This window comes from Streptomyces sp. JN8, assembly GCF_055808075.1.
In genome coordinates this window covers 684150-710536 of sequence record NZ_CM147852.1, presented here as the reverse complement: position 1 = coordinate 710536, position 26387 = coordinate 684150, and the positions used below count along the sequence as shown (strand labels likewise).

General features: G+C 70.8%; 24 protein-coding genes. 6 read left to right on the top strand and 18 right to left on the bottom strand.

The features are described from left to right. Nucleotides 1-42: 42 nt before the first annotated feature. Together ACY0MR_RS03150 and ACY0MR_RS03145 are read right to left on the bottom strand one after the other, a co-directional pair. Complete coding sequence (locus ACY0MR_RS03150) at nt 43-465, bottom strand: hypothetical protein (RefSeq protein ID WP_388794218.1); 423 nt, start codon at nt 463-465, stop codon at nt 43-45. 440 nt (nt 466-905) lie between these two features. Next, nucleotides 906-1292, bottom strand: a complete 387-nt coding sequence (locus ACY0MR_RS03145; protein ID WP_473558950.1) for a peptidoglycan-binding domain-containing protein — start codon at nt 1290-1292, stop codon at nt 906-908. 114 nt (nt 1293-1406) lie between these two features. Between ACY0MR_RS03145 and ACY0MR_RS03140 the strand changes: the two genes are divergently transcribed. Next, entirely contained in the window at nt 1407-1580 is a 174-nt protein-coding gene (locus ACY0MR_RS03140) for a hypothetical protein (RefSeq protein ID WP_473558948.1), read from the top strand. Nucleotides 1581-1990: 410 nt separating this feature from the next. Here the strand turns inward: ACY0MR_RS03140 and ACY0MR_RS03135 are convergent, their stop codons facing one another. The 16 genes from ACY0MR_RS03135 to ACY0MR_RS03060 form a co-directional block, all read right to left on the bottom strand. Further along, nucleotides 1991-3259, bottom strand: coding sequence for a helix-turn-helix domain-containing protein (locus tag ACY0MR_RS03135; RefSeq protein WP_473558947.1), 1269 nt, complete (start codon nt 3257-3259; stop codon nt 1991-1993). A gap of 514 nt (nt 3260-3773) precedes the next feature. Beyond that, a complete protein-coding gene (locus ACY0MR_RS03130; protein WP_473558945.1) occupies nt 3774-4793 on the bottom strand; it encodes an MASE1 domain-containing protein in 1020 nt (339 codons plus the stop codon). Nucleotides 4794-4904: 111 nt separating this feature from the next. Continuing rightward, a complete protein-coding gene (locus ACY0MR_RS03125; protein WP_361860157.1) occupies nt 4905-5747 on the bottom strand; it encodes a PP2C family protein-serine/threonine phosphatase in 843 nt (280 codons plus the stop codon). 228 nt (nt 5748-5975) lie between these two features. Beyond that, entirely contained in the window at nt 5976-6797 is an 822-nt protein-coding gene (locus tag ACY0MR_RS03120; RefSeq protein ID WP_404079002.1) for a 4'-phosphopantetheinyl transferase family protein, read from the bottom strand. Beyond that, complete coding sequence (locus ACY0MR_RS03115) at nt 6794-7675, bottom strand: aldo/keto reductase (protein WP_473558943.1); 882 nt, start codon at nt 7673-7675, stop codon at nt 6794-6796. Before ACY0MR_RS03115 ends, ACY0MR_RS03120 begins: the two co-directional genes overlap by 4 nt. 102 nt (nt 7676-7777) lie before the next feature. After that, nucleotides 7778-8989 carry a dTDP-4-dehydro-6-deoxyglucose aminotransferase gene (locus ACY0MR_RS03110; RefSeq protein ID WP_473558941.1) on the bottom strand — a complete coding sequence of 404 codons (1212 nt, stop codon included), beginning with the start codon at nt 8987-8989 and terminating at the stop codon, nt 7778-7780. Between the two features lie 136 nt (nt 8990-9125). After that, nucleotides 9126-9935, bottom strand: a complete 810-nt coding sequence (locus ACY0MR_RS03105; protein WP_388794197.1) for a TylF/MycF family methyltransferase — start codon at nt 9933-9935, stop codon at nt 9126-9128. A gap of 89 nt (nt 9936-10024) precedes the next feature. After that, complete coding sequence (gene desII, locus ACY0MR_RS03100) at nt 10025-11482, bottom strand: dTDP-4-amino-4,6-dideoxy-D-glucose ammonia-lyase (protein WP_404079008.1); 1458 nt, start codon at nt 11480-11482, stop codon at nt 10025-10027. A gap of 64 nt (nt 11483-11546) precedes the next feature. Next, nucleotides 11547-14018 carry a beta-glucosidase gene (locus ACY0MR_RS03095; protein ID WP_473558938.1) on the bottom strand — a complete coding sequence of 824 codons (2472 nt, stop codon included), beginning with the start codon at nt 14016-14018 and terminating at the stop codon, nt 11547-11549. Between the two features lie 73 nt (nt 14019-14091). Beyond that, entirely contained in the window at nt 14092-15297 is a 1206-nt protein-coding gene (locus ACY0MR_RS03090; RefSeq protein ID WP_388794188.1) for a cytochrome P450, read from the bottom strand. Between the two features lie 37 nt (nt 15298-15334). Beyond that, on the bottom strand, nt 15335-16558 hold the full coding sequence (locus tag ACY0MR_RS03085) for a cytochrome P450 (protein ID WP_473558936.1): 1224 nt from the start codon (nt 16556-16558) through the stop codon (nt 15335-15337). Beyond that, nucleotides 16548-17396 carry a thioesterase II family protein gene (locus tag ACY0MR_RS03080; protein ID WP_404079016.1) on the bottom strand — a complete coding sequence of 283 codons (849 nt, stop codon included), beginning with the start codon at nt 17394-17396 and terminating at the stop codon, nt 16548-16550. Before ACY0MR_RS03080 ends, ACY0MR_RS03085 begins: the two co-directional genes overlap by 11 nt. Before the next feature lie 20 nt (nt 17397-17416). Then, entirely contained in the window at nt 17417-18388 is a 972-nt protein-coding gene (rfbB, locus tag ACY0MR_RS03075; RefSeq protein ID WP_404079018.1) for a dTDP-glucose 4,6-dehydratase, read from the bottom strand. 42 nt (nt 18389-18430) lie between these two features. Next, nucleotides 18431-19318 (bottom strand): glucose-1-phosphate thymidylyltransferase RfbA, encoded by an 888-nt coding sequence (rfbA, locus tag ACY0MR_RS03070; RefSeq protein ID WP_392864143.1) that lies wholly within the window; start codon nt 19316-19318, stop codon nt 18431-18433. Between the two features lie 337 nt (nt 19319-19655). After that, on the bottom strand, nt 19656-20246 hold the full coding sequence (gene gerF, locus ACY0MR_RS03065) for a dTDP-4-dehydro-6-deoxyglucose 3-epimerase GerF (RefSeq protein ID WP_361853004.1): 591 nt from the start codon (nt 20244-20246) through the stop codon (nt 19656-19658). 63 nt (nt 20247-20309) lie between these two features. Continuing rightward, the gene (locus ACY0MR_RS03060; protein WP_388794173.1) at nt 20310-21077 is read right to left on the bottom strand and encodes a TylF/MycF/NovP-related O-methyltransferase; all 768 of its coding nucleotides are present in this window, start codon (nt 21075-21077) and stop codon (nt 20310-20312) included. A 596-nt stretch (nt 21078-21673) separates the two neighbouring features. Here ACY0MR_RS03060 and ACY0MR_RS03055 point away from each other — a divergent pair. Genes ACY0MR_RS03055 through ACY0MR_RS03035 form a run of 5 tightly spaced genes read left to right on the top strand, consistent with a single transcriptional unit; the run spans nt 21674 to nt 26371 of the window. Further along, nucleotides 21674-22600, top strand: coding sequence for a cytochrome P450 (locus tag ACY0MR_RS03055; protein ID WP_473558932.1), 927 nt, complete (start codon nt 21674-21676; stop codon nt 22598-22600). Nucleotides 22601-22617: 17 nt separating this feature from the next. Next, nucleotides 22618-22839: a ferredoxin gene (locus tag ACY0MR_RS03050; protein ID WP_404079024.1), complete on the top strand. Its 222-nt coding sequence runs from the start codon at nt 22618-22620 to the stop codon at nt 22837-22839. Beyond that, complete coding sequence (locus tag ACY0MR_RS03045) at nt 22836-23816, top strand: NAD-dependent epimerase/dehydratase family protein (protein ID WP_388794164.1); 981 nt, start codon at nt 22836-22838, stop codon at nt 23814-23816. Before ACY0MR_RS03050 ends, ACY0MR_RS03045 begins: the two co-directional genes overlap by 4 nt. A gap of 31 nt (nt 23817-23847) precedes the next feature. Next, nucleotides 23848-25059, top strand: coding sequence for a hypothetical protein (locus tag ACY0MR_RS03040; RefSeq protein ID WP_404079026.1), 1212 nt, complete (start codon nt 23848-23850; stop codon nt 25057-25059). A 55-nt stretch (nt 25060-25114) separates the two neighbouring features. Next, nucleotides 25115-26371, top strand: coding sequence for a glycosyltransferase (locus ACY0MR_RS03035; RefSeq protein WP_473558929.1), 1257 nt, complete (start codon nt 25115-25117; stop codon nt 26369-26371). The last annotated feature ends 16 nt before the right edge of the window (nt 26372-26387 follow it).

The window sequence follows — 26387 nt, the reverse complement described above, 5'->3', positions numbered from 1 at the left end:
CCGGTGGCCCCGCGACGTGCTGCCGATCCGCCGGGGAGCGGGTCAGTGGGTGATCTGGACCGTGTCGCCGCCGTCGAGCAGGCTGGAGACGCTGAACTTGGTGCCGGCGGAGAGCCCGGTGATGAGCCAGTAGGTCGAGTCGTTGACGCTGTGGGAGCCGTCGTACGCCTGGACGTACCGCTTCGAGCCGGTCACCCAGCCGGACGACTTCTTGTAGCGGCCGGCGTAGTGGTCGTAGGTGCGGGCGCCGGAGTTGTACGAGTAGGTCAGGTTCAGGTCGCCGCAGCCGCTGGAGGCCTTGGTGGCGATGGTGCCCTGCGACTCGTACTCACCGGTGGTGAGGGTGGTGACCGTGCACGCCTGGGCCGAGGCGGACGCCGCCGGGGCGAGCGTCACGCAGGTGGCGGCGACACCGGCGAGGGCGAGCGCCCCTGCGGTGAGGGTGGTGCTGCGGATGCGACGCATGTCGTGACTCCTGTCGTCGGATGGATGGCGGGGATGGGTGGTGCGCGAGGGGCCTGCTGCGGCCGCCGCCGTTCCAGGCCCAGCGGAATCCTGACCATGCCGACCGCCGAATGCGTAGGTCCCGTCGCCCACTCGGGACACTCCCGGGACGGGCGCCCACCGGGACGCACCCGGGACGCACCCGGGGGGACGCGAGGGGGACGGGACGGGGGCGGGGGAGGGACGGGCGGAGACAGGGACGGACAGCGGAAACCAGGGGCAGGAACGTGCACGGGGACCAGGGGCAGGAGCGTGCACGGGGAGCAGGGGAAGGAACGTACAGGGGGAGCAGGGGGGGGAGGAACGTACAGGGGGCCAGGGGAAGACCAAGGCCCGGGATACGGGAGAGGGGTGAGGCCGTCTCCCGCCTCACCCCTCTCCCGTACCGGGACACCGGCCACTCAGCCCAGCAGCCGACTCCAGGTGCGGGCGTCCGCCACGCCGTCGGCCGGCAGGCTCGCCGCGGTCTGGAACGCCCGCACCCCCGCCTCGGTGCCCGGGCCGAAGCTGCCGTCGACGGCCAGTGTCTGACCGCGTGCGGCGAGCAGGCCCTGCAGCGCCTTCACCGCGTCGCCCTGGGCTCCTCGCGCGAGCGGCTGCGCGAGCTGGTGCCAGGTCTGGTTTCCGGCCACGCCGTCGACCCCGGCCCGGTTGGTCGCCTGGAAGGCCCGCACCGCGCTCTCGGTCGCCGGCCCGAAGGAGCCGTCGGCCACGATCGTGGCGCCCCGTGAGGTGAGCAGGTGCTGCAGCGACCTGACGCGTTCACCCGAGTCGCCGAGCCGCGCCACCGGCCAGCCGGCCCATGCGGGGCTGCCGCCGATCCGGGCGGCGACGTCGGCCCTGAGCTGCGGCAGCAGCGCGTACAGCCGGTCTCCGGGGCATTCGGTGGTGTTGAAGTCCCGGTGCCCGAAGACCGGGTACCGGCGGCCAGCGCGGCGACGCTGGAGTGGCGGCCCTCGGTGATCCAGCCGCCGCGGCTGATCGTGAAGTGCTGGCCCGAGTCGATCCAGCCCCGTGCGTTCATGTGGTCGGACTGGATCGACCGCGACAGCTCGAAGGCGTGGGCCTGGGTGTAGTCGGTGCTGTTCGCGGTCGCGGTGTGATGAACGATGATCTTGTGCGGCCCGGTGGCCAGCAGCTTCACCGGGGTGCTCGGCTCGCGGGCGCCCCAGGCCGCGCACCCGGAGATCACCGGTCCGGCGAGCGCGGCCCCCGCGGCGGCGTGCGCGGTCCCCGGCAGGGCGGTCCCCAGGACGGCTCCGGCACCGAGGGCGAAGGCCCCGGACAGCAGCGCGCGCCGTCCCGGACGTGGCATCGGCAGGTCGCTCATCGTCTCTCCCCATGGATTCGGCAGCCGCCCCGCACAACGCCGGGCGGCGGCCGCATGCCATGAGCAACTCCTGCGTCCCATCTGCGAGTTCATCACCTCGGGTTTGCGCCCGCCGGCTTCTCGGGACGCCCCGGGATCCCGCGGAGCACCGGCGTCTCAGGGCTGCGGGGCGTCCTGTGCGGGGTCGCACTCCTGCTCCTTGACCTTCGGGATCACTCCGCAGAGGGAGATGGTCGACAGGGGGTACTCGGCCACCGACAGCATTCGCGTGTAGGTGTCGCGGTCCACTCGGATGGTGGACTCCTCCGTCCGGCTGCCCTTGTCGGTGATGATCACGCCGTCGCCGATCGCCCCGTTCTCCAGTCGCCCCCAGACCGCCTTGCAGGCGGCGCTGTGCCGGAGCTGGATCCGCAGCCCGCGCAGGTAGAGGAGCCGGACGGTCTTCGCGTCCCACTGGCAGTTCATCGTCTGCGGTTCGCGCCCGAGGCAGGACTCCCCGGAGCAACCGGGCAGAGGATGGTCGGAGTCGGCGCCGGGCGTGCGGTCGGCCGCCCCCTGCGCCATCACCCCCGAACTCTCGCCGCTCGCCGTCGGCTTGCCCGCGTCCGACCGCGCGCCGTCCGGAGCGGACTTCGGTCCGAGGACGGCGATCACGACGAGGGCGCCCACGACCGCGCCGATCGCCATGTGGACGAGCGGCCGCACCCGTCCGGCGGGGCGGTGCCCGGGCCCGGCGGCGCGGTCCGGCTCCGGCGCGGCCGGACCTCCCGCGGACGCCGTGGCCGGTCCGCTCCCGGCCCGCGCGGACCCGTCGCCGCCGTCGGGCTCCCGGGACAGGGCCGGCACACCCCCCGGCGCCGGCCGCTCCTCCCGTACGGACCCCCACTCCCCCTCCTGCACGGGCTCCTGCACGGGCCCCCTTTCCCGTACGGGTTCCCCGCCCCGTACGGGCTCGCCCCGGCCCGCCCGCTCCTGCGGTCCCGGTCCCTGCCCCGGAGCCTGCGCCGTCGCGTCCCGGCCCTCGTGCCACCCCTCGCCCGGAACCTCCGGGCCCCGGCCGTCCGGCCGCGCTCGCTCGCCCCGCTGCGGCTCCTGCTCCCCCCTGACCAGTGGTTCGGCTCCGTCGCGTCTGCTTCTGCGGGCCAGCTTCTCGGCGTGTTCCCAGAGGGCGATCAGGGGCGCGGGGTCCTGTCCGACGACGTCCGCGAGCTGCTGGATCGCGGCGCGGCTCGGCCACTGCTTTCCGTTGAGGAAGCGCTCCCAGGACGAGCGGCTGTAGTGCGTCTTCTCGGCGAGCCGGCCGTAGCTGAGGCCGAACTCCTCCTTGATCCGCCGCATCCCTGCCAGGACCCGTGCGCGGACGGCCCTGAGCTCGGCGTCCCGCCGACGCCCCTCGTCCCCGGCCTGCTTCTCGACAGCAGTCATGCGAAGCCTCCCCCCGTGTCGAACCCCCTTTGTGGATAAGGGAGTTCCTCAGCATCGTGCCCCTATCTGCGGCAGGACTTTGTCACACCGGGACACCCGCGACCCAGCGGACTCACGGACCTCCCAGGCCCGCGCGAGTGATCTGCGCCACAGCGGGTCGCGGCGCATGAATCGTCCCGCCCCCTCCCGTCCCGCACGTCCCCGGCGTCCCGCGCGTCCCGTCCCGTCCCGCTCGAGAAGGGCTGCGACGCGACTGCCGCGGCAGCAGCATGACGTCGGCCTCCTCCTGAACCACCGTGAAGACGAGGACTCCGCGTGGTACCCACCCGAACCCCGGACCCCCGGCGCCGCCTGTCGCTCGTCCGGGCGGCAACGTGGGCGCGGCGACCGTACGCGTACGGCGCGCGGGCGTGGTGGTGGGAGGACGGCGTGGCCTGAGGCCCTCGGCATGCCGTGCGGACCCCGCTCCGGGGTCCGCACGGTTCCTCCGCCCGCGCCGCAGCCGCGCGGGGGATCACGGATCCCGGTGCCCGCCGGACGGGGCCGCCCGGCTCTCGGCGGTGCCGGGTGGGCCGGGTGCGGGCTCGCCCGCGGCGAGATGCTCCAGGACCTCCGCCAGTTCCCGGCAGGCGCGGCGCACCGAGCGGCGGGTCGCACGCTGCTCCGTGATGACGGAGGCGAGAAGCAGGGCGGTCAGTGCGGCGGAACCGTTGAACGCCTGGAGCTTGGCCATGATCTCGACGTCCGAGAGGTGGAGGAACCCTCCCCGTCCGGCGTTCGCCTCGAAGGTGGCGAGCACGGAGGCGAAGAGCGCGCAGAGCATGCTTCCGGTGAGCTGGAAGCGGAGCGCCGCCCAGATCAGCAGGGGGAAGACGAGGAAGAGCATGCCCACCGGGCTGAGCACGGCCATGGGCATGAGGATCAGGGTCGCGAGACCCAGCAGGGCCGCCTCCTTCCAGCGCCGTACGCGGAACCGTCCGGCCGGCCCCGCGAGGACGAGGAGGAGCGGGGCGACGAGCAGCACCCCCATCGTGTCGCCCACCCACCAGGCCAGCCAGACGGGCCAGAACTCGGTCGTGTCCAGGGAGCTCTTCGCCACCTGCAGTCCGACCCCGGCGGTCGCGCTGATCAGCATGGCGCCGAACCCGCCGAGGAAGACCAGGGAGAGTCCGTCCCGCAGCCGCGCCATGTCGAGCCGGAAGCCGGCCCGTCTCAGCAGCAGGAAGGCGCAGAGCGGCGCGACGGTGTTGCTGACCACCGTGACCACGGTGGTGGGCCCCGGCGTGGTGAGGGAGGCGATGACGAGGAAGGAGCCGAGGGCGATCCCGGGCCAGACGCGCGCGCCCAGCAGCAGCAGGGCGGCGACGGCGACGCCGGTGGGAGGCCAGATGGGGGTGACCACCACGCCTTCGACGACGAGGCGGCCCATCAGGCCGAGTCGTCCGGCCGCGTAGTAGAGCACCGCCACGGCCAGCGACATCAGCGCCGTCGCCGCGGGGGACCGGTACTGCCGAATATCCAACACGTCTGCCATCAGACACCGGCCGGGTTGCCACGACCCGGCATGGCCGCCTGCGTGTCGGGGACCCGCCGCCCGGCCCGGGCCGGGCGGCGGGGAGGCCCGGCCCGAGGCGGGTCCCCTCGCTCACTCCCCGGTCGCCGGCCGGGGCGGACCGCCGTCGTGGCCGACGACGAGGACGGCCGCGTCGTCCTCGTGCCCCACCGTGGCCGCCAGTCTCATGACGGCGGTGGCGAGCGCGTCGACGTCCAGCCCGGCGACGGCCGTGATCCCGGCGAGTCTCGTCACCCGGTCGAGACCCTCGTCGATGTGGAGCGAGGGCCCCTCCACGACCCCGTCGGTCAGCAGGACGAAGACGCCGTCGGCGGTGAGCCGGTGGCGCGTGGCCGGGTAGTCGGCGCCGCGCAGCACGCCGAGAGGAGGCCCGCCCTCGCTGTCGTCGATGCCGGAGCGGCCGTCGGCGGTGGCCCAGATGTGGGGGATGTGGCCGGCCCGGGCGCATTCCAGGGTTCCGGCGGCGGGGTCGAGCCGGAGGAAGGTGCAGGTGGCGAAGAGGTCGGCGCCGAGGGAGACGAGCAGGTCGTTGGTGCGGCCGAGCAGCTCTCCCGGGTCCGCGGTGACGGAGGCCAGGGCGCGCAGTGCCACGCGGACCTGTCCCATGAAGGCGGCGGCCTCGATGTTGTGTCCCTGTACGTCGCCGATGGACATGCCGATCCGCCCGCCGGGCAGGGGGAAGGCGTCGTACCAGTCGCCGCCGACGTTGAGCCCGTGGTTGGCGGGCTCGTACCGCACGGCCAGCCGGGCACCCGGAAGACTGGGCAGGTCCGAGGGCAGCATGCCGCGCTGCAGGGCCACGGCGAGCTCGACACGGGACCGCTGCGTCTCGGCCAGCTCCCGCGCCCTGGCGGTCAGCGACCCGAGCCGGACCAGAAGGTCCTCGCTGCTGTCGGCCGGGCGTCTGCGGAACATCGATCACTCCGACGTCACGACAATCCTCGCATCACTCCGTCCCGTCTCCAGCACGCGGGACCACAGGGGACCACCCCGGTACGAACAGGTCCTTCCCACTGTGCCCGGAGGGGCCGGGGTCCGCATCTCATCGGCGGGAGAGCGCGGTGGATCCCAGGGGGGCCCGCTCACGCCACCCGAGAACGAACAAGCGTTCGATGCGAGTGTCGCTCTGGTCTGTGCGGCCGTTCAGCGTTCGACGGTCACTGCGGTGGCCGCGATGCCGCCGCGCACCAGCCACCGGCCGGTGAACCCGCCCAGCTGCCGTCCGTCGACCGTCGGCCCGGGCACGAGCAGCCGCGCCCTGAAACGGCCGTCCTGCTGGAAGTCGACGGCCGCCTCCCCGAAGTCGAGCCGGCTCCGGGTGAGCGGGAACCACGCCTTGTAGACGGCCTCCTTGGCGCAGAACAGCAGCCGGTCCCACGGGATGCCGGGCCGGGCCAGTGCCAGGGCGGCCAGCGGTCCGCGCTCATCCGCGGTCGTCACCGCCTCGAAGACGCCGGGCGGCAGCGGAAGGGCGGGCTCGGCGTCGATGCCCAGCGACGCCACGTCCGCCTCAGACGCCACCGTCGCCGCGCGGTAGCCGGCGCAGTGGGTCATGCTGCCGACGACACCGCGCGGCCATCCCGGCGCACCCCGCTCACCGGGCACGAGGGCCACCGGCCCCCACCCCAGACCGGCCAGCGCGCGTCGCGCGCAGAAGCGCACGGAGGTGAACTCCCGGCGTCGCTTGTCGACCGCGTGCGCGATCGCCTTCTCCTCGTCGGCGAACAGCCGTGCCTCGGGATACCGGTCGGCATCCAGGACGTCGCCGAAGACGTCCACCGACATCGCGGCGGGCGGCAGCAGTACGCCGATCAGCCCGGCCCACCGCGGCACCGACACGGCCGCGTCGGCCTCGGCACGGTCGTGCACGCACGCCGACGCCGCGGCGTCGGCGAGGGGGCCCGTGTGGCCGCCGTCCCCGGACCGCCGCGCTGAGAACGCCGCCGGCGGGAAGCCGTCCCTCACACGGGCACCGTGGCGTCGTCGTGCGTGCGTCCGAGCGCGTTCAGCCGGGCCAGCTGGCCATCGGAGAGAGCGATGACCGACGCCGCGACGTTCTCCCTCAGATGCGCGGGCGAGCTGGTGCCGGGGATGGGAATGACCGCCGGCGAGCGGTGCAGCAGCCACGCAAGCGCCACCTGACCGGCCGACACCTCCAGCTCGGTGGCGATGTCGGCCACCGGGCTCCCCTCGGCGGCGAGCGCACCGCGGGCGATCGGCAGCCAGGCGATGAACGCGATCCCGTGCTTCTCGCAGTACTCGACCACCTCGTCGTTGCGCCGGTCGGTCAGGTTGTACACGTTCTGGACGCTGGCCACGGTGATGTGCTCACGGGCGGCCTCCACTTCCCGGACGGTGACCTTGGACAGCCCGATGTGCCGGATCTTCCCTTCGTCCTGCAGTTCCCCGAGCGCACCGAACTGCTCGGCCGCCGGAACCTGCGGATCGATCCGGTGCAGCTGGAAGAGGTCGATGCGGTCGAGTCGCAGCCGGCGCAGGCTCAGCTCGGCCTGCTGGCGGAGGTACTCCGGTCGGCCGCACGGTACCCACTGGTCCGGACGGGGCCGGCACTGTCCGGCCTTCGTCGCGATCACGAGGCCGTCGGGGTACGGGCGCAGTGCTTCGGCCAGCAGCTCCTCGTTGCTTCCCAGCCCGTAGGAATCGGCTGTGTCGATGAAGGACACACCGAGGTCCACGGCCAGCCGGGCCGTGCTGATCGCCGCCTCCCGGTCCTCCGGCGGGCCCCAGTACCCCGGACCGGTCAGCCGGAGGGCCCCGAAACCCAACCGGTGTACCGAGAGGTCGCCTCCCAGAGGGAAGGTGGTCCTGCCGGGCTGTGCCATTCGTTCCTCCTGGACGACGTCCGTGCACTCGGGTGGGGCGCGTGGTGACCTCGGTGGGGGGCGGGCCGATGCCGACTGTCCGAACACGGTGGATCCCCCGGTTCAGGGAGCCATCGTGGAGGGCACCCGCTCGTCGGCCCGCCGGGTCACCTCGTGTCCCCGCTCCAGAGTGAGCCGCACGATGTCGCAGACCCGACGGATGTCCTCGCGAGAGACGGTGGGGCCGGTGGGCAGGGCGAGGACCTTCCGCGCGAGCCGTTCGGTGTGGGGCAGGGAGACCGGCCGCTCCGAGCGGTAGGGCTCCATCTCGTGGCATCCGGGGGAGAAGTACCGCTGGCACATGATGTTCTCCGCCCTCAGCACCTCGTCCAGCAGGTCCCGGTGGACACCGGTCACCGCGGCGTCGACCTCCACGACCAGATAGTGGTAGTTGTTGCGCTCGGCACGGTCGAACTCCATGACCTTCAGCCCGGCGAGCCCCGCGAGTTCCGACCGGTAGTCGTCGTGGTTGGCCTCGTTCCGGCGAACCGTCTCCTCGAAGGCGTCGAGTGAGGTGAGCCCCATCGCGGCGGCGGCTTCGGTCATCTTCCCGTTGGTGCCGGTCTCCGTGGACACCCGCCCCTGGGTGAATCCGAAGTTGTGCATCGCGCGGACCCGCTGGGCCAGCCTCTCGTCATCGGTCACCACCGCGCCGCCCTCGAAGGCGTTGACCACCTTGGTGGCGTGGAAGCTGAACACCTCGGCTTGTCCGAAGCCGCCGATCGGCTGCCCTTCCGACGTGCAGCCGAGCCCGTGCGCGGCATCGTAGAAGAGCTTGAGACCGTGATCGGCCGAGACCTTCGCCAGCCGGTCGACCGCGCAGGGCCGACCCCACAGATGGACCGGCACGACCGCACTCGTACGAGGGGTGATCGCCGCCTCGATCAGATCCGGGTCCAGGCAGTTGGTGGCCGGGTCGATGTCGACGAAGACCGGGGTCAGACCCAGCCACCGGAACGCCTGGGCGGTCGCCGGGAAGGTCAGCGACGGCATGATGACCTCGCCCGACAGATCGGCGGCGCGGGCCAGCAGCTGGAGGGCGACGGTCGCGTTGCAGGTCGACACGCAGTAGCGCACGCCGGCGAGCTCCGCCACGCGCTGCTCGAACTCCCGGGCCAGCGGCCCGCCGTTGGTCAGCCACTGGTGGTCCAGCGCCCAGTTCACACGGTCGAGGAACCGCGCTCGGTCGCCCACGTTGGGCCGCCCCACGTGAAGCGGTTGCAGGAACGCCGACGGGCCGCCGAACACGGCGAGATCACCGAGATTGCGTTTCATGGTCATACCTCCCCGGTGCACGGGACGGTGCACCCGGCAGCAGCCGGCACAGGACGTGGACGTACCGAAGGGACAGGGGTCGCAGCGCACGACGGCGTCTCCGTCGTGCGGACGCGAAAGGGGCGCACGGAACGGATCAGTGCTCGCGGCGCCAGTAGACGCCCGTCACGTCCACCGTCTCGATCGGCTCGTCGATGCCGTGTTCGCTCCGATAGTCGTGGACGGCCTGCTTGCACGCCGGGATCAGGTAGTCGTCCACGATCACGAACCCGCCCACGGACAGCTTGGGGTAGAGGTTGACCAGCGCGTCCCTCGTCGACTCGTACAGGTCGCCGTCCACCCGCAGCACCGAGAGCCGGTCGATCGGCGCGGTCGGCAGCGTGTCGGCGAACATGCCGGGCAGGAACCTGACCTGCTCGTCCAGCAGGCCGTAGCGGGCGAAGTTCTCCCTCACCTGCTCCTCGGAACAGCTCAGTACCCAGTTGAGGTTGTGGAACTCCATCGCCCGGTCGAGCGGGTGGCTGTCCTCGGACGTCACCGGGACACCGGCGAACGAGTCGGCGAGCCACACGGTGCGGTCTTCCACACCGTGCGCCTTGAGGAGGGCGCGCATCAGGATGCAGGCGCCGCCGCGCCACACGCCGGTCTCGATGAGATCACCGGGAACATCGTCCTGGAGGACCCTCTCCACGCACCTCTGGATGTTGTCCAGGCGTTGCAGGCCGATCATGGTGTGCGCGACCGTCGGCACGTCCAGGCCTTCGGCCCGGTGGTCGGCGTCGAAGGTCCCGCGCTCGACGTCCGGGCCCTCCGCCCCCGGACGCATGCGGTCCGCCAGCTCCTTGTCCAGGACGTTCATCCCGACCGGGAAGGTCGGGTGATCCCCGTAGATGGTGTTCGACACGACGTTCTTCATGAGGTCCACGTAGAGCTCGCGGGTCTGCACGGTCGACTTACCTCCGGCTAGATATCGAACAGAGAGAGAATGTGCGGGGCGACGCTTCCGCGGACGCGGAGGGAGCCGTCGTGGTCGGGTCACCTCAGGAAGCCGCGCGCGTCCTCCCAGCCGGCCACGACATCGGCCTCCAGCTGGTTGAGCCGCGCCGCCACCACCTGGTCGAACCCGTCCATGAAGTACTCGTCACCGGCGTGCGGCGCTATCAGACGGCCGTCGTCCACGAACCGCTCGACGACCTCCGTCAGGGAGGTGCCCGGCCCCACCCGGCCCGCGATGTACCGGTCCGCTCCGGTGAGATCCGGGAACCCCGCCTCCCGGTACAGGTACACGTCACCCAGCAGGTCCACCTGTACGGACACCTGGGGATGCGCGGACCGGCGCATGGTTCCGGGCCTGATCCTGAGCAGCTCGGCGTCCGCGCCGGTCTTCAGGCTGTGCAACGCGTAGCCGTAGTCGATGTTCAACGTGGGGGTCCGCCGGCTCACCAGCTCCTCGAACGCGAGCAGCCCCTCCTGGAGTTCGGCGCGTTCGGCCTCGAACAGCCTGCCGTCCTCCCGGCCGCTGTAGTCCTCGCGCACGTTCAGGAAGTCCACCGGCCGGTCCGGCGCGGCCTCGTTCAGGTCGGCGATGAAGTCGACGAGGTCGAGCAGCCGGTGGACGCGCCCGGGCAGCACGATGTAGCTGAGCCCCAGCCGGATCGGGCTCTCCCGCTCGGACCGCAGCTGCTGGAAGCGCCGCAGGTTGGCGCGGACCCTTCCGAAGGCGGCGCGCTTGCCCGTGGTCTCCTCGTACTCCTCGTCGTTCAAGCCGTACAGCGAGGTGCGCACCGCGTGCAGATCCCACACCCCGGGCTGCCTGTCCAGGGTCCGCTCGGTGAGCGCGAACGAGTTCGTGTACACGGTCGGCCGCAGCCCGCGAGCCGCCGCACGGCTGCTGAGCACGCCCAGGCCCGGGTTGGTGAGGGGCTCCAGACCGCCCGAGAAGTACATGGCGTACGGGTTGCCGGCCGGGATCTCGTCGATGACGGACGCGAACATCGCGTTGCCGGACTCCAGCGCCGACGGGTCGTACCGCGCACCGGTCACCCGGACGCAGAAGTGGCAGCGGAACATGCAGCTCGGCCCCGGGTACAGGCCCACGACATAGGGGAAGGCCGGCTTGTGCGCGAGCGCCGAGTCGAAGACCCCCCGTCGCTCCAGCGGCAGCAGGGTGTTCTGCCAGTACTTGCCCGCCGGCCCGTTCTCCACGGCGTGGCGCAGCTCCGGGACACGGCCGAAGAGACCGAGGAGCCGGCCGAAGGAGGCCCGGTCCACGCCCAGCATCCGGCGTGCCTCCTCCAGGGGCGTGAAGGGGTGGTTCCCGTAGCGCTCGGCCAGCCGCACGAGCCGGCGCGCGACCGTCGGGCCCTCGTCGACACCGACGCGGCCGTCGGAGACCAGGGCGCGGTGCACCGTGTGGACCGCTGCCGGCAGGTCGGCGCCGGGGCGGGCGCACAGGGCGACCGGATCGGCCGCGGTGGAGGCTTGCGAGGTCATCCTTCGTGTCCAATCGTCTGCGTCCGGAGGGCCGGTCCGTTCCCCGGGAAACGCGGCGGGGCGGTCACCGGGACGGCACCGTGACGGATGTGGTCAGGGACGTCTCGGCCGCGGACGGGCCCACGTGTATGGCCCTCCTGCCGGTACCCGGCTTCCACGTGCCGGCGGCGGTGTCCCAGTAGCGCAGTTGCTGCTCGTCGACGGGGACGGTGACCCGCCGCTGTTCTCCCGGCCGGAGGGTGACCTTGGTGAATCCGGCGAGTTTGCGCAGCGCCTGGGGGGCCTGGGTGTCCGGACTCGCCCCGAGGTAGACCTGGACGGTCTCCCTGCCCGCCCGGTCACCGGTGTTGCGGACGGTGACCGTGGCCTCCAGCCCCCGGGCGGTGCGCGCCACGGACAGGTCGCTGTAGGCGAAGGTGGTGTACGACAGGCCGTACCCGAACGGGAAGAGCGGTGCCACGCCGGTCCGGTCGTACCACCGGTAGCCGACATCCAGTCCCTCGGAATAGACCTCCTTGCCGTCGACACCCGGGTAGCGGTGCGGGTCACCGGCCATGGGATGGCCGGTCTCGGTGGCCGGGAAGGTCTGGGTCAGCCGGCCGCTGGGATTCGCGTCGCCGAACAGCAGGGCAGCGGTGGCCTCCGCGCCCTCCTGTCCCGGGTACCACATCTCCAGTACGGCGGCCGTCTCACGCAGCCAGGGCATGAGCACCGAGGAACCGGTGTTGAGGACGACGATCGTGCGGGGGTTGACCTTGGTGATCGCCGCGATCAGCTCGTCCTGCCGGCCGGGCAGGGACAGCGAGGACCGGTCCACGCCCTCGGCACTGTCGTCGTGGGCGAAGACGACGGCGGTGCGGGCCTCGGCCGCCGCCGCGACGGCGCGGTCGAAGTCGTCCCGGGCCGCCTCGGGAGTGACCCAGCTCAGCTCCGCCGACAGCGGGGTCTGTTCGAAGGCCCAGCCGTTCATGGTCACCGCGTGGGTGCCGCGGGTCAGCCGCATCGTGGTGGTGACGGTGCCGAACGCCTCGGTGCCGAGGACAGCGGACTGCCCCGCGATCTGCAGGTTGGCGACCCCGCCGACGGCGGTGAAGGCGATCTTGTAGTCGCCGTCGGCGGGGACGGTGAGCCGACCCTCGTAGAAGACGCCCTGGCCGCTGGGATCCAGCTGCTTCCCGCTCGTGAAGGCGGGGGTGAGCGAGCTTTCGGGCACGGGCACGCCGACCAGGTCCTCACCGGGCTCGTGGACGACCCGGGCCTTCTCGCCGGCGCGCCGTGCGAGGGCGTCGACGGGTGCGGTCGCCCGGTCGGGTATGACGTGCGCGCTGCCGTTGCCGGTGACCTTGGGGTGCTTGGCGCTGTTGCCGATGACGGCGATGTCCGTGGCGTCCTTCCCGGTCAGGGGCAGCGTCCGGCGCTCGTTGCGCAGCAGCACACCGCCGTTCTCGGCGATGGTGCGGGCCGCTGCGCGGCCGGCCTCGGGATCACGCTGCGGGCGCTCGGTCGCCTTGCCGTCGAGCAGGCCGAAGCGCTCCATCTGGCCGAGGATGCGGACGACGGACCGATCGAGCGTCGCCTCGGGGACGCTGCCGTCCCGTACGGCGGTCCGGAGCGCGGAGGAGAAGTACTTCGATTCCGGCACCGGCTGTCCCAAGGTCAGCTCGACGCCCAGTTCCTGGTCGAGGCCCTTGGTGATGTCGCCGGTGGCGTGGGTCGCCAGCCAGTCGGACACCACCCAGCCGCGGAAGTCCCACTGTTCGCGCAGCACCTCCTGCAACAGGTGCTCGTTCCCGCATGCGTGCGCACCGTTGACCTTGTTGTACGAGCACATCACCGAGGCGGCGCCCGCCCGCACGGCGCTGCGGAAGGCCGGCAGCTCCACCTCCTGGAGCGTCTGCTCGTCGACCACGGCGTCGATGGTCTCCCGCTGGTACTCCTGGTTGTTCGCGGCGAAGTGCTTGACCGTGGCCATCAGGCCCTGGTCCTGGATGCCGCGGACCTCGTGGGCGGCCATCCGGGACGACAGCAGAGGATCCTCGCTGTAGGTCTCGAAGTTCCGCCCCGCGTGCGGCACCCGGATGACGTTGGTCATGGGACCGAGGACGATGTCCTGTCCGAGGGCCCGTCCCTCCCGGCCCAGGACGGTGCCGTACTCCTCGGCGAGGCGTTCGTCGAAGGTGGCGGCGAGCGCCACGGGCGTGGGCATGGCGGTGGCGGTGCCGCCGAGCAGACGGATGCCGACCGGGCCGTCGGCGGTGCGCAGCTCGGGGATGCCGAGCCGGGGCACGCCCGGCAGATAGCCGATGCCGGTCATGGTCGGCCCGCCCACGGGCCCGGTGGTCCAGTGGACGAACGAGATCTTCTCGTCGAGGGTCATCTTCGCCACCAGCCCGCGCACCCGCGCCGTCCCGGGCTCGGCGGCCGGAGCACCGGCGGCGGAGGGGGCGGTGAGCAGACCGCCGACGCACAGGGCCGCGAGCGCGGATCCGACGGTGCGCCGGATGCGGCGGCCCGTCCTCGTCGTGCCGAACAGCATGCTGACGGACGTCCTTTCTGCTGAGGTTGCCGTCCTCATCGGGGCGTGAACGTTTCTGTCCGTGCCGCCACGATCACCAGCCCACGAGCATCGTGCGCGGTCCCCGCACCACCATCTCCGTCTTCCACTCGACGGGCTGGGCGAGGTGCAGCCCGGGGAGTCCGTCGAGCAGGGTCCGCAGCGCCTCCTGAAGCTCCAGCCGCGCGAGGGACGCGCCGAGGCAGTGATGCGGACCGTGTCCGTACCCCAGGTGCCGGCCGGCGTCGTCGCGGGTGATGTCGAGCACGCCGGGCGAGCGGAAGCGCAGGGCGTCCCGGTTGGCGGCGTTCATCTGGACCAGCACCGGATCCCCCGCCCGCACCAGCGTCCCGCCCACCTCGACGTCCTCGGTGGCGTAGCGCGGGAATCCCGCCTGGCTGCCGAGCGGAACGAACCGCGTCAGCTCTTCCACCGCGTTGTCCAGCAGGTCAGGACGGTCCCGGAGGAGGGCCAGCTGGTCCGGCTGTTCGAGCAGGACCAGGACGAAGTTGCTGATCTGGCTGGCCGTGGTCTCGTGCCCGGCGAACAGGAGGAAGACGATCAGGTCGACCAACTCCTCCTGCGACAGCCGGCCCTGGGCGTCACGGGCCTCGACGAGCGCCGAGACGAGATCGTCTCGCGGCGCGGCACGGCGGGCCGTGATCAGGTCCGCCAGATAGCCGGTCAGCTCGCCGGCCAGCCGCACATGGTCCTCGGCGGTGAGCGAGCTGGTGGACATCGCTATCTCGCACCAGCCGCGGAACAGGTCACGGTCCTCCTCGGGCACGCCCAGCAGGCCGCAGATGACCGCCACGGGAATGGGGACGGCGTAGTGGTCCACGAGGTCGACGGGCGAGCCGAGCGCCGTCATGTCCCGGAGCAGCGACGCCGTCATCCTTCGGACGTGCGGCCGCATGGCCTCCACGCGGCGCGGAGTGAACGCCTTGGTGACCAGCCCGCGCAGCCTGGTGTGGTCCGGCGCGTCCATGCCGATGATGCCGTTGGGCGTCCGCAGCTCCCTCATGCGCGGCGCGTCGTTCTCCGCCTCCGCGGCGTGGCTGAACCGCCGGTCGCCGAGGACGAAACGCGCGTCGTCGTAACGGGAGACGAGCCAGCCCGGCTCCCCGTACGGCATGTGGACCCAGAGGAGTCCTTCGCTCTTCCGCGCCTGCTCGTACGCCTCGTCCAGGTCCAGTCCCTCCGGGCGGCCGAAGGGATAGGAGACGGGCGCGGTCTTCGTGCTGGTCAATTGGAGCCCCATATCGCGTCGTTCGGGTGCTTTCTCGTCCTGGGCCGGATCACTCGGCCGAGCCGTCCCAGGTGACGGGGACCGCCTCGGGGGTGCGCAGGAGGGAGCCGGCCCGCCAGCGAAGCTCACTCGCGGGGACGGACAGCCGGAGCTCCGGCAGGCGCTCGACCAGGGTGCTCAGCACGACCTGCAGTTCGAGCCGGGCCAGGGGGGCGCCCATGCAGTAGTGGGCGCCGTGACCGAAGCCGAGGTGCGGGTTCTGGGCACGGGCCAGGTCGAGGGAGGCGGCACCGGGAAACGCCGTGTCGTCGAGGTTCGCGGACGCGATCGAGGTGATGACCGCCTCGCCCGCGCGGATGAGCGTGCCGCCGATCTCGACGTCCTCCAAGGCGATGCGGGCGAACCCGTCCAGGGTGCTCAGCGGGGTGAAGCGCAGCAGCTCCTCGACGGCGGAGGGAACCAGGTCGGGTTCGGTCACCAGGCGCTCGTAGAGCCGGCGGTCGTCGAGCAGGAGGAGGACGAAATTGCCGATCTGCGTGGCGGTGGTCTCGTATCCGCTGATCAGCAGGCCGGAACCCATCATGAGGAGCTCGGCCTCGGAGAGCCGGTCGCCTTCGTCACGGGCCTGGACCATGGTGCTGAGGAAGTCGTCGGTGGGCCGGGCACGGCGATCGGCCACGAGGTCGGCCATGTAGGCGGAGAAGTCCTCCGTCGCCCGCTGCACTTCGGCGGGCCCCAGGGAGGAGGACACCAGCGCCTCGGAGAAGTCCCGGAAGAGGTGGCGGTCGTCGTAGGAGACGCCCAGCAGTCCGCAGATCACGGAGATCGACACGGGCAGCGCCAGGTCTTCCATGACCTCGCCGGACGGCTCGTCGCGCGCGACCATGCCGTCGAGCAGTTCATGGGTGAACCGTGAGACCCGCGGGCGCAGTTCCTCCACCCGGCGGGCGGTGAACGCCTTCCCGGCAAGCCGCCGGAGCCTGGTGTGTCCGGGCGGGTCCATGGAGATGAGACCGCCGGCGGGCAGCGGGTACTCGGTGGGCCGGGGCACGTCACGTCCGGCCCCGGCCTCCATGCTGAACCGCGGGTCGCCCAGGACCGCCCTCACGTCGGCGTGTCGGGTCAGCAACCAGGCCTCACCGCCGTACGGCATGCGGATCCGGGACACGGGCTCGTGCTCCCGCAGACGGCTGTAGAGCGGATCCGGCGCGATGCCCTCGGGCGGGGAGAAGGGGTACGGGCGAGCCCGGTGGACCGGACAGCTAGACGTCATGGACACTCTCTCGGTCGTACGGGGCGGCGGCAGGGCTCGAAGGGTGCGGGCGGCCGACGGCGATCCCGGTCGCCGTCCGGATCGTCCGGCACACCGCTTCCGCCTGCTCGGTGAGGTAGAAGTGGCCTCCGGGGAAGGAACGGAACGCCGTCTCCCCGGTGGTCAGCCCGTGCCAGGCCAGGGCTCCGTCGGTGGGGACGTGCGGATCCGCGCTTCCCGTCAGCACGGTGATCGGGCAGGCGAGCGGAGCCCCCGGACGCCACGTGTAGGTGGCGGCGGCCCGGTAGTCGTTGCGGATCGCCGGCAGGGCCATCCGCAGGACCTCCTCGTCGGCCAGCACCCGGGGGTCGGTGCCTTGCAGTTCGGCCAGCTTGGCGACCAGCCGGTCGTCGCTCAGCAGGTGCGCGGTGGTCCGGTGGGCGACGGTCGGGGCGACGCGGCCGGAGACGAACAGGTGCGCCAGCCTGCTCTCCGGCGCCTGTTCCGCGAGCCGGCGGGCGGTCTCGAAGGCCACCAGCGAGCCCAGGCTGTGACCGAAGAGCGCCACCGGCCGGTCCAGCCAGGGGCCGAGCGCTCCGGCGACGTGCGTCACCAGAGCGTCGACGGAGTCCACGAACGGCTCCAGCCGCCGGTCCTGCCGCCCGGGGTACTGGACGGCGAGCACCTCGACCCGGTCCGGCAGCAGACGGGTGAAGGGGAGGAAGGCGCTGGCGCTGCCGCCGGCGTGCGGAAGGCACACGAGCCGAAGCGCGGGGTCGGCGACGGGCCGGTAGCGGCGCAGCCAGAGGTCGCCGGCGTCGGTGGAGCCGGGCGCCGTCGCGGCGGACCCCCCGCTCATGCGTGATCCGCTTCCGGACGTCACGGTGTCAGCGCCTTCCACCACGTGCCGTTGTCCCGGTACCAGTCGACGGTCTCCGCGAGCCCGCGATCGAAGGCGACGCGGGGAGCCCATCCCAGCTCCTCGGTGATCTTCCGGGTGTCCACGCAGTAGCGACGGTCGTGCGCGGCCCGGTCCGGCACCCTGTCCACCACGGACCAGTCGGCACCGAAGACGCCGAGAAGACGACGGGTGAGGTCGACGTTGGAGAGTTCCGTCCCGCCGCCGATGTTGTACACCTCTCCGGCCCGCCCCCGGGCGGCGACCATGGCGATGCCCCGGCAGTGGTCGTCCACGTGCAGCCAGTCGCGCCGGTGGAGGCCGTCCCCGTACAGGGGAAGGCGCAGGCCCTCCAGCAGACGGGTCACGAAGAGCGGGACGACCTTCTCGGGGTGCTGGTGGGGGCCGTAGTTGTTGGAGCAGCGCGTCACCCGGACGTCGAGGCCGTGGGTACGGTGGAAGGCGAGCGCCAGGAGGTCGGAGGAGGCCTTGGACGCCGCGTAGGGGGAGTTCGGGTCCAGCGGATCGCTCTCGGTCGAGGAGCCCTCGGGGATCGATCCGTACACCTCGTCGGTGGAGACGTGGACGAAGCGGCTCACGCCCGCTTCGAGCGCCGACCGCAGCAGGGTCTGCGTCCCCAGCACGTTGGTGGTGACGAAGGCGGCGGAGTCCGTGATCGAGCGGTCCACGTGCGACTCGGCGGCGAAGTGCACCACCAGGTCGGTGCCGCGCAGGGCCTGGGCCACCGTGGACGGGTCGCAGATGTCGCCGTGCAGGAAGGTGTGACGGGGGTGGCCGGCGACCTCGGCGAGGTTCTCGGTGTTCCCGGCGTACGTGAGCTTGTCCAGCGAGAGGACGTGGGCGCCGGCCAGCTCCGGATAGGAGCCCGACAGGAGCTGTCTGACGAAGTGCGAGCCGATGAAGCCCGCTGCCCCGGTCACCAGGACGCGCATCCTTGATCCGCCTTTCTGCCGTGCTGTGTGGGGGAGGTGTGGTCAACCGGTGCGCGTCGCCCCGAGTCCCGAGGCGACCTCCATGAGGTAGTCCCCGTAGCTGGAGGCGCTCAGCTCCTCACCCAGCCGGTAACAGGTGTCCGCGTCGATGAAGCCCATGCGCAGCGCGATCTCCTCGAGGCAGGCGATGCGTACGCCCTGGCGCTGCTCGAGGAGCTGGACGTACTGACCCGCCTGGAGCAGGGAGTCGTGGGTGCCCATGTCGAGCCAGGCGAATCCACGTCCGAGCTGGGTCAGCCGGGCCCGGCCCTGCTCCAGATAGGAGAGGTTGATGTCGGTGATCTCCAACTCGCCTCGGGCTGAGGGCTTGAGGTCCTTCGCCAGCTCCACCACGTCGTTGTCGTAGAAGTACAGCCCGGTGACCGCGAGGTTGGAGCGAGGACGGCTCGGCTTCTCCTCCAGGGACAACAGGTGCCCCTGCTCGTCGATCTCGGCGACGCCGTAGCGCTCGGGCGACTTGGACGGATAGCCGAACAGTTCACATCCGTCGAGACGTTGCAGGGAGTGCTTCAGCACGGTGGAGAATCCGGGGCCGTGGAAGACGTTGTCGCCCAGAATGAGCGCCACCCGGTCGTTCCCGATGTGCTTGTCGCCGACCAGGAACGCGTCGGCGACACCGCGCGGCTCGTCCTGGACCGCGTAGTCGAGCTGGATACCGAGGCGCGAGCCGTCGCCGAGCATGACCTGGAACGTCTCCACGTGCTGGTGCGAGGAGATGATGAGGATGTCCTGGATTCCCGCCAGCATCAGCACCGACAGCGGATAATAGATCATGGGTTTGTCATAAACGGGCAACTGCTGTTTGGAAAGCGCACCGGTCAGTGGCTGCAGCCGAGTTGCGCTTCCCCCGGCGAGGATTATCCCCCTCACTCCGGGGCGTTTCAGCGGTGTCTCGAACACGGTTGGTCCTCCGTGGTCACATGGCCGATATGGGGGGGTGAAGACACTGTCCTGAGAGGCCGGCGGACCGGCTGTCGCCTCGCGGACACAGCTGCTTAATGCATTCACCCCGCCCCGGGACCGACATCCGAGAAGAAGGAATGCGGTGTCGTGAGAACCGACGTCCAGGAGTGCCTTTCGGCCCGCGGAGTGGCGGCGCGGAGCTTCTGAACCGCGGGGGATTCCAGGGCGGTGGCAGGGAAGAGAACCAGCGCCGCGCCACTCTCCCGGAACGTTCTGCAGTGCGGCGGGCTGTGCTTCGGACGACTTATCTCTGCGCCTGCTGCTGTTCCTGCCAGGCCTGATAGGTCGGCAGCAGTCCGAGCCGTTCGGCCGTCGCGAGGGTCGGGGCGTTCTCGTCCCTGTCGGAGAGCAGCGGCTCGATGTCGTCCGGCCACGCGATTCCGAGGTCGGGGTCGAGCGGATTGACGGAGTGCTCGCGTGCGGGAGCGTATCCGGAGGAGCAGAGGTAGACGAGCGTGGCGTCGTCGGTGAGGGAGAGGAAGGCACGGCCCAGTCCCGCGGTCAGATAGACGGCGGTGTTGCGTTCCGCGTCCATGGGCACGATCTCCCAGCGCCCGAAGGTCGGCGAACCGATGCGGACGTCCACGACGACGTCGAGGCCGGCTCCGCGCACGCACACGCTGTACTTGGCCTGACCTGGCGGGATCTCGGTGTAGTGGATCCCGCGCAGCGCGCCGCGGTGCGACACCGCGACATTGACCTGGGCCACCGGGAAGTCATGACCGAACGCCTGACGGAAGCTCTCGCCCCGGAACCACTCGTGGGACCTTCCGCGGTGGTCGGAGTGGATGACGGGTTCCTGCGACCAGGCCCCCTCGATGCTGAGTGGATGCATCGCGCCTTCTCCTTCGGACCGATGGGTGGGTGCGGGGCGGGCCGGGGGGCACGGCCGAGCCGGTCAGCTGGAGCGTCTCCAGTAGGAACCCTGGCGATCGATCTGGTGGATCTCGTCCGTGATGCCGTGCTCGTCCCGGAACTCGTGGACGGCCTGCCGGCACGCCGGAATGCAGTAGTCGTCGACGATGACGTACCCGCCGACCGACACCTTGTGGTAGAGGTTCGTGAGGACCTCCCTGGTGGCTGCGTACGAGTCCCCGTCGAGCCTCAGCACCGCGAGCCTCTCGATGGGCGCGGTGGGCATCGTGTCCTTGAACCAGCCGGGGAGGAAGCGGACCTGGTCGTCCAGGAGTCCGTAGCGCGCGAAGTTCCCCTTCACGGTCTCCACGTCGACCGGGATGCTGAGGACGTCGTTGTACTGGCCGAGGTCGATGTCGACGTCCAGCTGGTGGTCGTCCTCGGTGGTCTTGGGGAAACCCTGGAAGGAGTCCGCGACCCACACCTTCCGGTCCCGCACGCCGTGCGCCCGGAAGACGCCGCGGGCGAAGATGCAGGCCCCGCCACGCCAGACCCCGGTCTCCGCGAAGTCCCCCGGCACGCCGTCACGCAGCACGTCCTCAAGGCACTTCTGCAGGTTGTCGAGCCGCTTGAGACCGACCATCGAGTGCGCCACGCGAGGAAAGTCCTCACCCACCGAGCGCAGTTCCGCGGAATACGAGCTGCTGGTGATGAGGCCGGCGACATTGGTCTGGTCCTCGTAAATCATGTTCGTCACGACCTTCTTCAGAAGGTCGAGATACAGGTCCGCTTCGGCAGCTATGACAGTCATTTTCCTCACTTACGGGTAGCAGTGCCCAGCGGGCGGCTCGTTCAGGACGGGGGCCGCCGGGGCTGAATTCCCTGTGTCCACACAGATGAGGTGGATGAGGTGGATGAGGTAGCCATCTAACCCCAGTGATCAGATTCGGGCAAGGGTCGAAAACGAGCCAGGTCTTATGTCGATTCTGTCCGGAAGCGAGGGGCATATGGTGCAGTGGCGACTGTGGCCGATCTGGCCGATCCTTGCTGCGGCGCTGACCGTGTGCTTGCATGTTGGACGTAGATCACCTTCTCCCGATTGCATTCAGGGTGAGGAAATCCATGAAATCTTCAAAAGTCGTTCACAGTCGTCCTGCGGAAGCGGGCGTCGCATGGCCCGTTGCGCGAACCTGCCCCTTTACGCTCCCTGATCAGTACGCAGAGAAGCGCAAGAACGAGCCCATATGCCGGGCTCAGGTCTGGGACGACTCCAGAACCTGGCTCATCACCAAGCACGAGCACGCACGAGCCCTTCTCGCCGACCCCCGGGTCACCGTCGACCCGGCCAAGCTGCCCAGGCTCTCCCCCTCCGACGGCGACGGCGGCGGCTTCCGGTCCCTGCTGACCATGGACCCCCCGGACCACAACGCCCTCCGCCGCATGCTCATATCCGAGTTCAGCGTGCACCGGGTCCGGGAGATGCGCCCGGGCATCGAGCGCATCGTGCACGGGCTGCTGGACGGGATCCTCGAACAGCGGGGGCCGGTGGACCTGGTGGCCGAACTCGCGCTGCCGATGTCCACCCTGGTGATCTGTCAGCTCCTCGGAGTGCCCTACGAAGACCGCGAGTTCTTCCAGGAACGCAGCGAACAGGCCACCCGGGTGGGCGGGAGCCAGGAGTCGCTGACCGCACTCCTGGAACTGCGGGACTACCTGGACCGGTTGGTCACCGCGAAGATCGAGACGCCGGGTGACGACCTGCTGTGCCGGCTCATCGCCAGTCGACTGCACACCGGTGAGATGCGACACGCCGAGATCGTGGACAACGCCGTACTGCTGCTCGCCGCCGGCCACGAGACCAGTGCCGCCATGGTGGCACTGGGCATCCTGACACTGCTGCGGCACCCCGGCGCCCTGGCGGAGTTGCGGGGCGACGGTACGCTGATGCCGCGGACGGTCGACGAACTCCTGCGCTTCCACTCCATCGCGGACGGCCTTCGACGGGCCGTCACGGACGACATCGAACTCGGCGGCATCACGCTGCGCGCCGGAGACGGCCTCATCGTCTCGCTGGCCTCCGCCAACCGCGACGAGAGCGCCTTCGCGTCTCCGGACGGCTTCGACCCGCACAATCCGGCGAGCCGGCACGTCGCCTTCGGCTACGGCCCCCACCAGTGCCTGGGCCAGAACCTGGCCCGGCTGGAGCTGGAGGTCACCCTGGGCGCGGTGGTGGAGCGCATTCCCACGCTCAGGCTGGCCGGCGACGTCGACGCACTCCGCGTCAAACAGGATTCGACCATCTTCGGGCTGCACGAGCTGCCGGTCGAGTGGTGACGGAAGGAGGACACAGCGTGCGGGTGACAGTCGAACGGAGCCGGTGTCTGGGAGCCGGCCAGTGCGAGCAGCTGGCGCCGGAGGTCTTCCGCCAGGACGAGGAAGGGCTGAGCCGGGTCCTCGTCGCCGAGCCCGATCCGGCGTCATGGCCGCGGGTGCTCCAGACGGTGGACCTCTGCCCCGTACAGGCCGTCCTCGTCGAAGAGGGCCCCGGTCGCGCGCCGCAGGACATCAAGTGACCGCTGACCGCTGGGCCGGCCGCACGGTGCTCGTCACTGGAGCACTCGGGTTCATCGGCTCCCACTTCGTCCGACAGCTGGAAGCGCGCGGAGCCGAGGTGCTCGCCCTCTACCGCACCGAACGGCCCCAATTACACGCCGAGTTGGCCGCACTCGATCGAGTACGCCTGATCCGGACGGAGCTGCGGGACGAGTCGGACGTGCGAGGGGCCTTCAAGTACCTGGCACCCTCCATCGACACCGTCGTCCACTGTGCGGCCATGGACGGCAACGCACAGTTCAAGCTGGAGCGCTCGGCCGAGATCCTCGACAGCAACCAGCGGACCATCTCCCACCTGCTCAACTGCGTACGGGACTTCGGCGTCGGCGAGGCCGTGGTCATGAGCTCCTCCGAGCTGTACTGCGCGCCGCCCACCGCGGCGGCCCACGAGGACGACGACTTCCGCCGATCCATGCGGTACACGGACAACGGCTACGTCCTGTCCAAGACCTACGGCGAGATCCTGGCCAGGCTCCACCGCGAGCAGTTCGGCACCAACGTCTTCCTGGTGCGACCGGGCAACGTCTACGGGCCGGGAGACGGCTACGACCCCTCCCGGGGCCGGGTGATCCCCAGCATGCTGGCCAAGGCCGACGCCGGCGAGGAGATCGAGATCTGGGGGGACGGCAGCCAGACCCGGTCCTTCGTCCACGTCACCGACCTGGTACGGGCCTCACTGCGCCTGCTGGAGACCGGCAAGTACCCCGAGATGAACGTGGCCGGCGCGGAACAGGTCTCCATCCTGGAGCTCGCCCGGATGGTGATGGCCGTCCTGGGACGGCCCGAGCGCATCCGCCTCGACCCCGGCCGCCCCGTCGGCGCCCCGAGCAGACTTCTGGATCTGACCAGGATGTCGGAAGTGATCGACTTCGAGCCCCAGCCCCTGCGGACCGGGCTGGAAGAGACCGCTCGCTGGTTCCGCCACCACACGCGCTGAACCTCCTTCGTACCCCCCTGAAAGGTAACTCGTGGTCACACACGCCCCGAACTCGCTGATCAGTGACATAATCCGCGCCTCCGGCGGGCATGACGCCGACCTCAAGGACCTGGCCGACCGACACGATCCGGCCGACATCGTCCGCGTGCTCCTGGACGAGATCACCTCACGCTGCCCCGCTCCCGTGAACGACGTCCCCGTCCTCGTCGAGCTGGCCGTCCGGGCGGGAGACCGCCTCTACCCCACCTATCTGTACGTCCTCAAGGGCGGCCCGGTGCGCCTCGCGGCCAAGGACGAGGCGTTCGTCGCCATGCGCGTCGAGTACGAGCTGGGCGAACTGGCCCGCGAGCTGTTCGGACCGGTGCGGGAGAACGTCACCGGCGTCCGCGGAACGACTCTCTTCCCGTACGTCGGGGACACGACGTCGGAAGGCGACGAGGACTCGGGTGCCGAGCACATCGGCACGCACTTCCTGGCCGCGCAGCAGGGCTCCCAGACCGTGCTGGCCGGCTGCCATTCCCACAAGCCGGACCTCAGCGAGCTCTCCTCGCGCTACCTCACCCCGAAGTGGGGCTCGCTGCACTGGTTCACCCCCCACTACGACCGCCACTTCAGGAGCTACCGGGACCAGCCCGTACGCGTTCTGGAGATCGGCATCGGCGGCTACAAGCACCCCGAGTGGGGCGGCGGCTCCCTGCGCATGTGGAAGCACTTCTTCCACCGCGGCGAGATCTACGGCCTGGACATCGTCGACAAGTCGCACTTCGACGCGCCGCGCATCACGACCCTGCGCGGCGACCAGAGCGACCCCGACCACCTGCGGTCGATCGCCGAGAAGTACGGACCGTTCGACATCGTCATCGACGACGGAAGCCACATCAACGACCACATCCGGACCTCGTTCCAGGCACTGTTCCCGCATGTGCGGCCCGGCGGCCTCTATGTGATCGAGGACCTGTGGACCGCCTACTGGTCCGGCTTCGGCGGCAACGAGGACCCGAAGCGGTACAGCGGTACGAGCCTGGGTCTGCTCAAGTCCCTCGTCGACTCGATCCAGCACGAGGAACTGCCGGAGGCCGGCGACAACCGCCCCAGTTACGCGGACCAGCACGTGGTCGGCATGCACCTCTACCACAACCTGGCGTTCATCGAGAAGGGCACCAACGCCGAGGGCGGCATCCCCCCGTGGATCCCCCGCGACTTCGAGACCCTCGTCGCCGTCTCCTCCGGGGGCCACGCATGAGGAGCCGTCGGCACCAGCCATCCGAACACACCCGACCGGACCGCAGGAGGCCCGCATGCGCGTGACCCTGCTGAGCGTCGGATCCCGAGGCGACGTCCAGCCGTTCGTCGCCCTCGGCATCGGCCTCAAGGCCCGCGGCCACGACGTCACCCTGGCCGCCCCCGCCACGCTGCGGCCACTGGTCGAGCGCGCGGGACTGACGTACAGGACGGCCCCCGGGGATCCCGACGGATTCTTCACCATGCCCGAGGTCGTCGAAGCGCTGCGGCGCGGCCCCTCGTTCAAGAACATGCTCGCGGGGATGCCCGAGGCGCCCGAGAGCTACACGCAGCAGGTCGTCGACGCGATCCACGACGCCGCCGAGGGCGCCGACCTCATCGTGAACGCGCCCCTCACCCTGGCCGCCGCGTACGGGCACCCGCCCGCCCCGTGGGCCTCGGTGTCCTGGTGGCCCAACAGCATGACCTCGGCCTTCCCGGCCGTCGAATCCGGGCAGCGCGACCTCGGACCGCTGACGTCCCTGTACAACCGCTACACCCATCGCAGGGCGGCCCGCGACGAGTGGGAGTGGCGACGCCCCGAGATCGACGGCTACCGCCGACGCCTCGGCCTCCGGCCCTTCGGCGACGAGTCCCCGTTCCTCCGACTGGGCCACGACCGCCCGTACCTGTTCCCCTTCAGCCCCAGCGTGCTGCCCAAGCCGCGGGACTGGCCGCGCCAGAGTCACGTCACCGGCTACTGGTTCTGGGACCAGCACTGGGAGCCGCCCGCCGAGCTGGACGCGTTCCTGGAGGACGGTGAGCCCCCGGTGGCGCTCACCTTCGGCAGCACCTGGTCACTCCACCGGCAGGAGGAGGCCCTCCAGGCCGCCCTCGACGCCGTCCGTGGCGTCGGACGCCGACTGGTCATGGTCGACGGACCGGACGGCGACCTGCCCGACGACGTGCTCCGCCTGCACCAGGTGGACTACGCCACCCTCTTCCCCAGGATGGCCGCGGTGATCCACCACGGCGGCGCCGGCACGACCGCCGAGGTCCTCCGGGCCGGAGTGCCCCAGGTCATCGTGCCGGTCTTCGCCGATCACCCCTTCTGGGCGGCTCGACTGTCCAGAACAGGCGTCGCCGCCCGGCCGGTCCCCTTCGCCCGCTTCAGCCGAGAGGCACTGGCGCGGAGCGTCCGCCAGGCGGTGACCGATCCCGCGATGGCGGGCCGGGCCAGGCGACTGGGCGAACTGGTCTCCAAGGAACGGGGAGTGGACACCGCCTGCGACATCCTCGAGAAGTGGGCGGAGACGGCACGGGCCACGGCCTGACACGGCCACCGGCGGG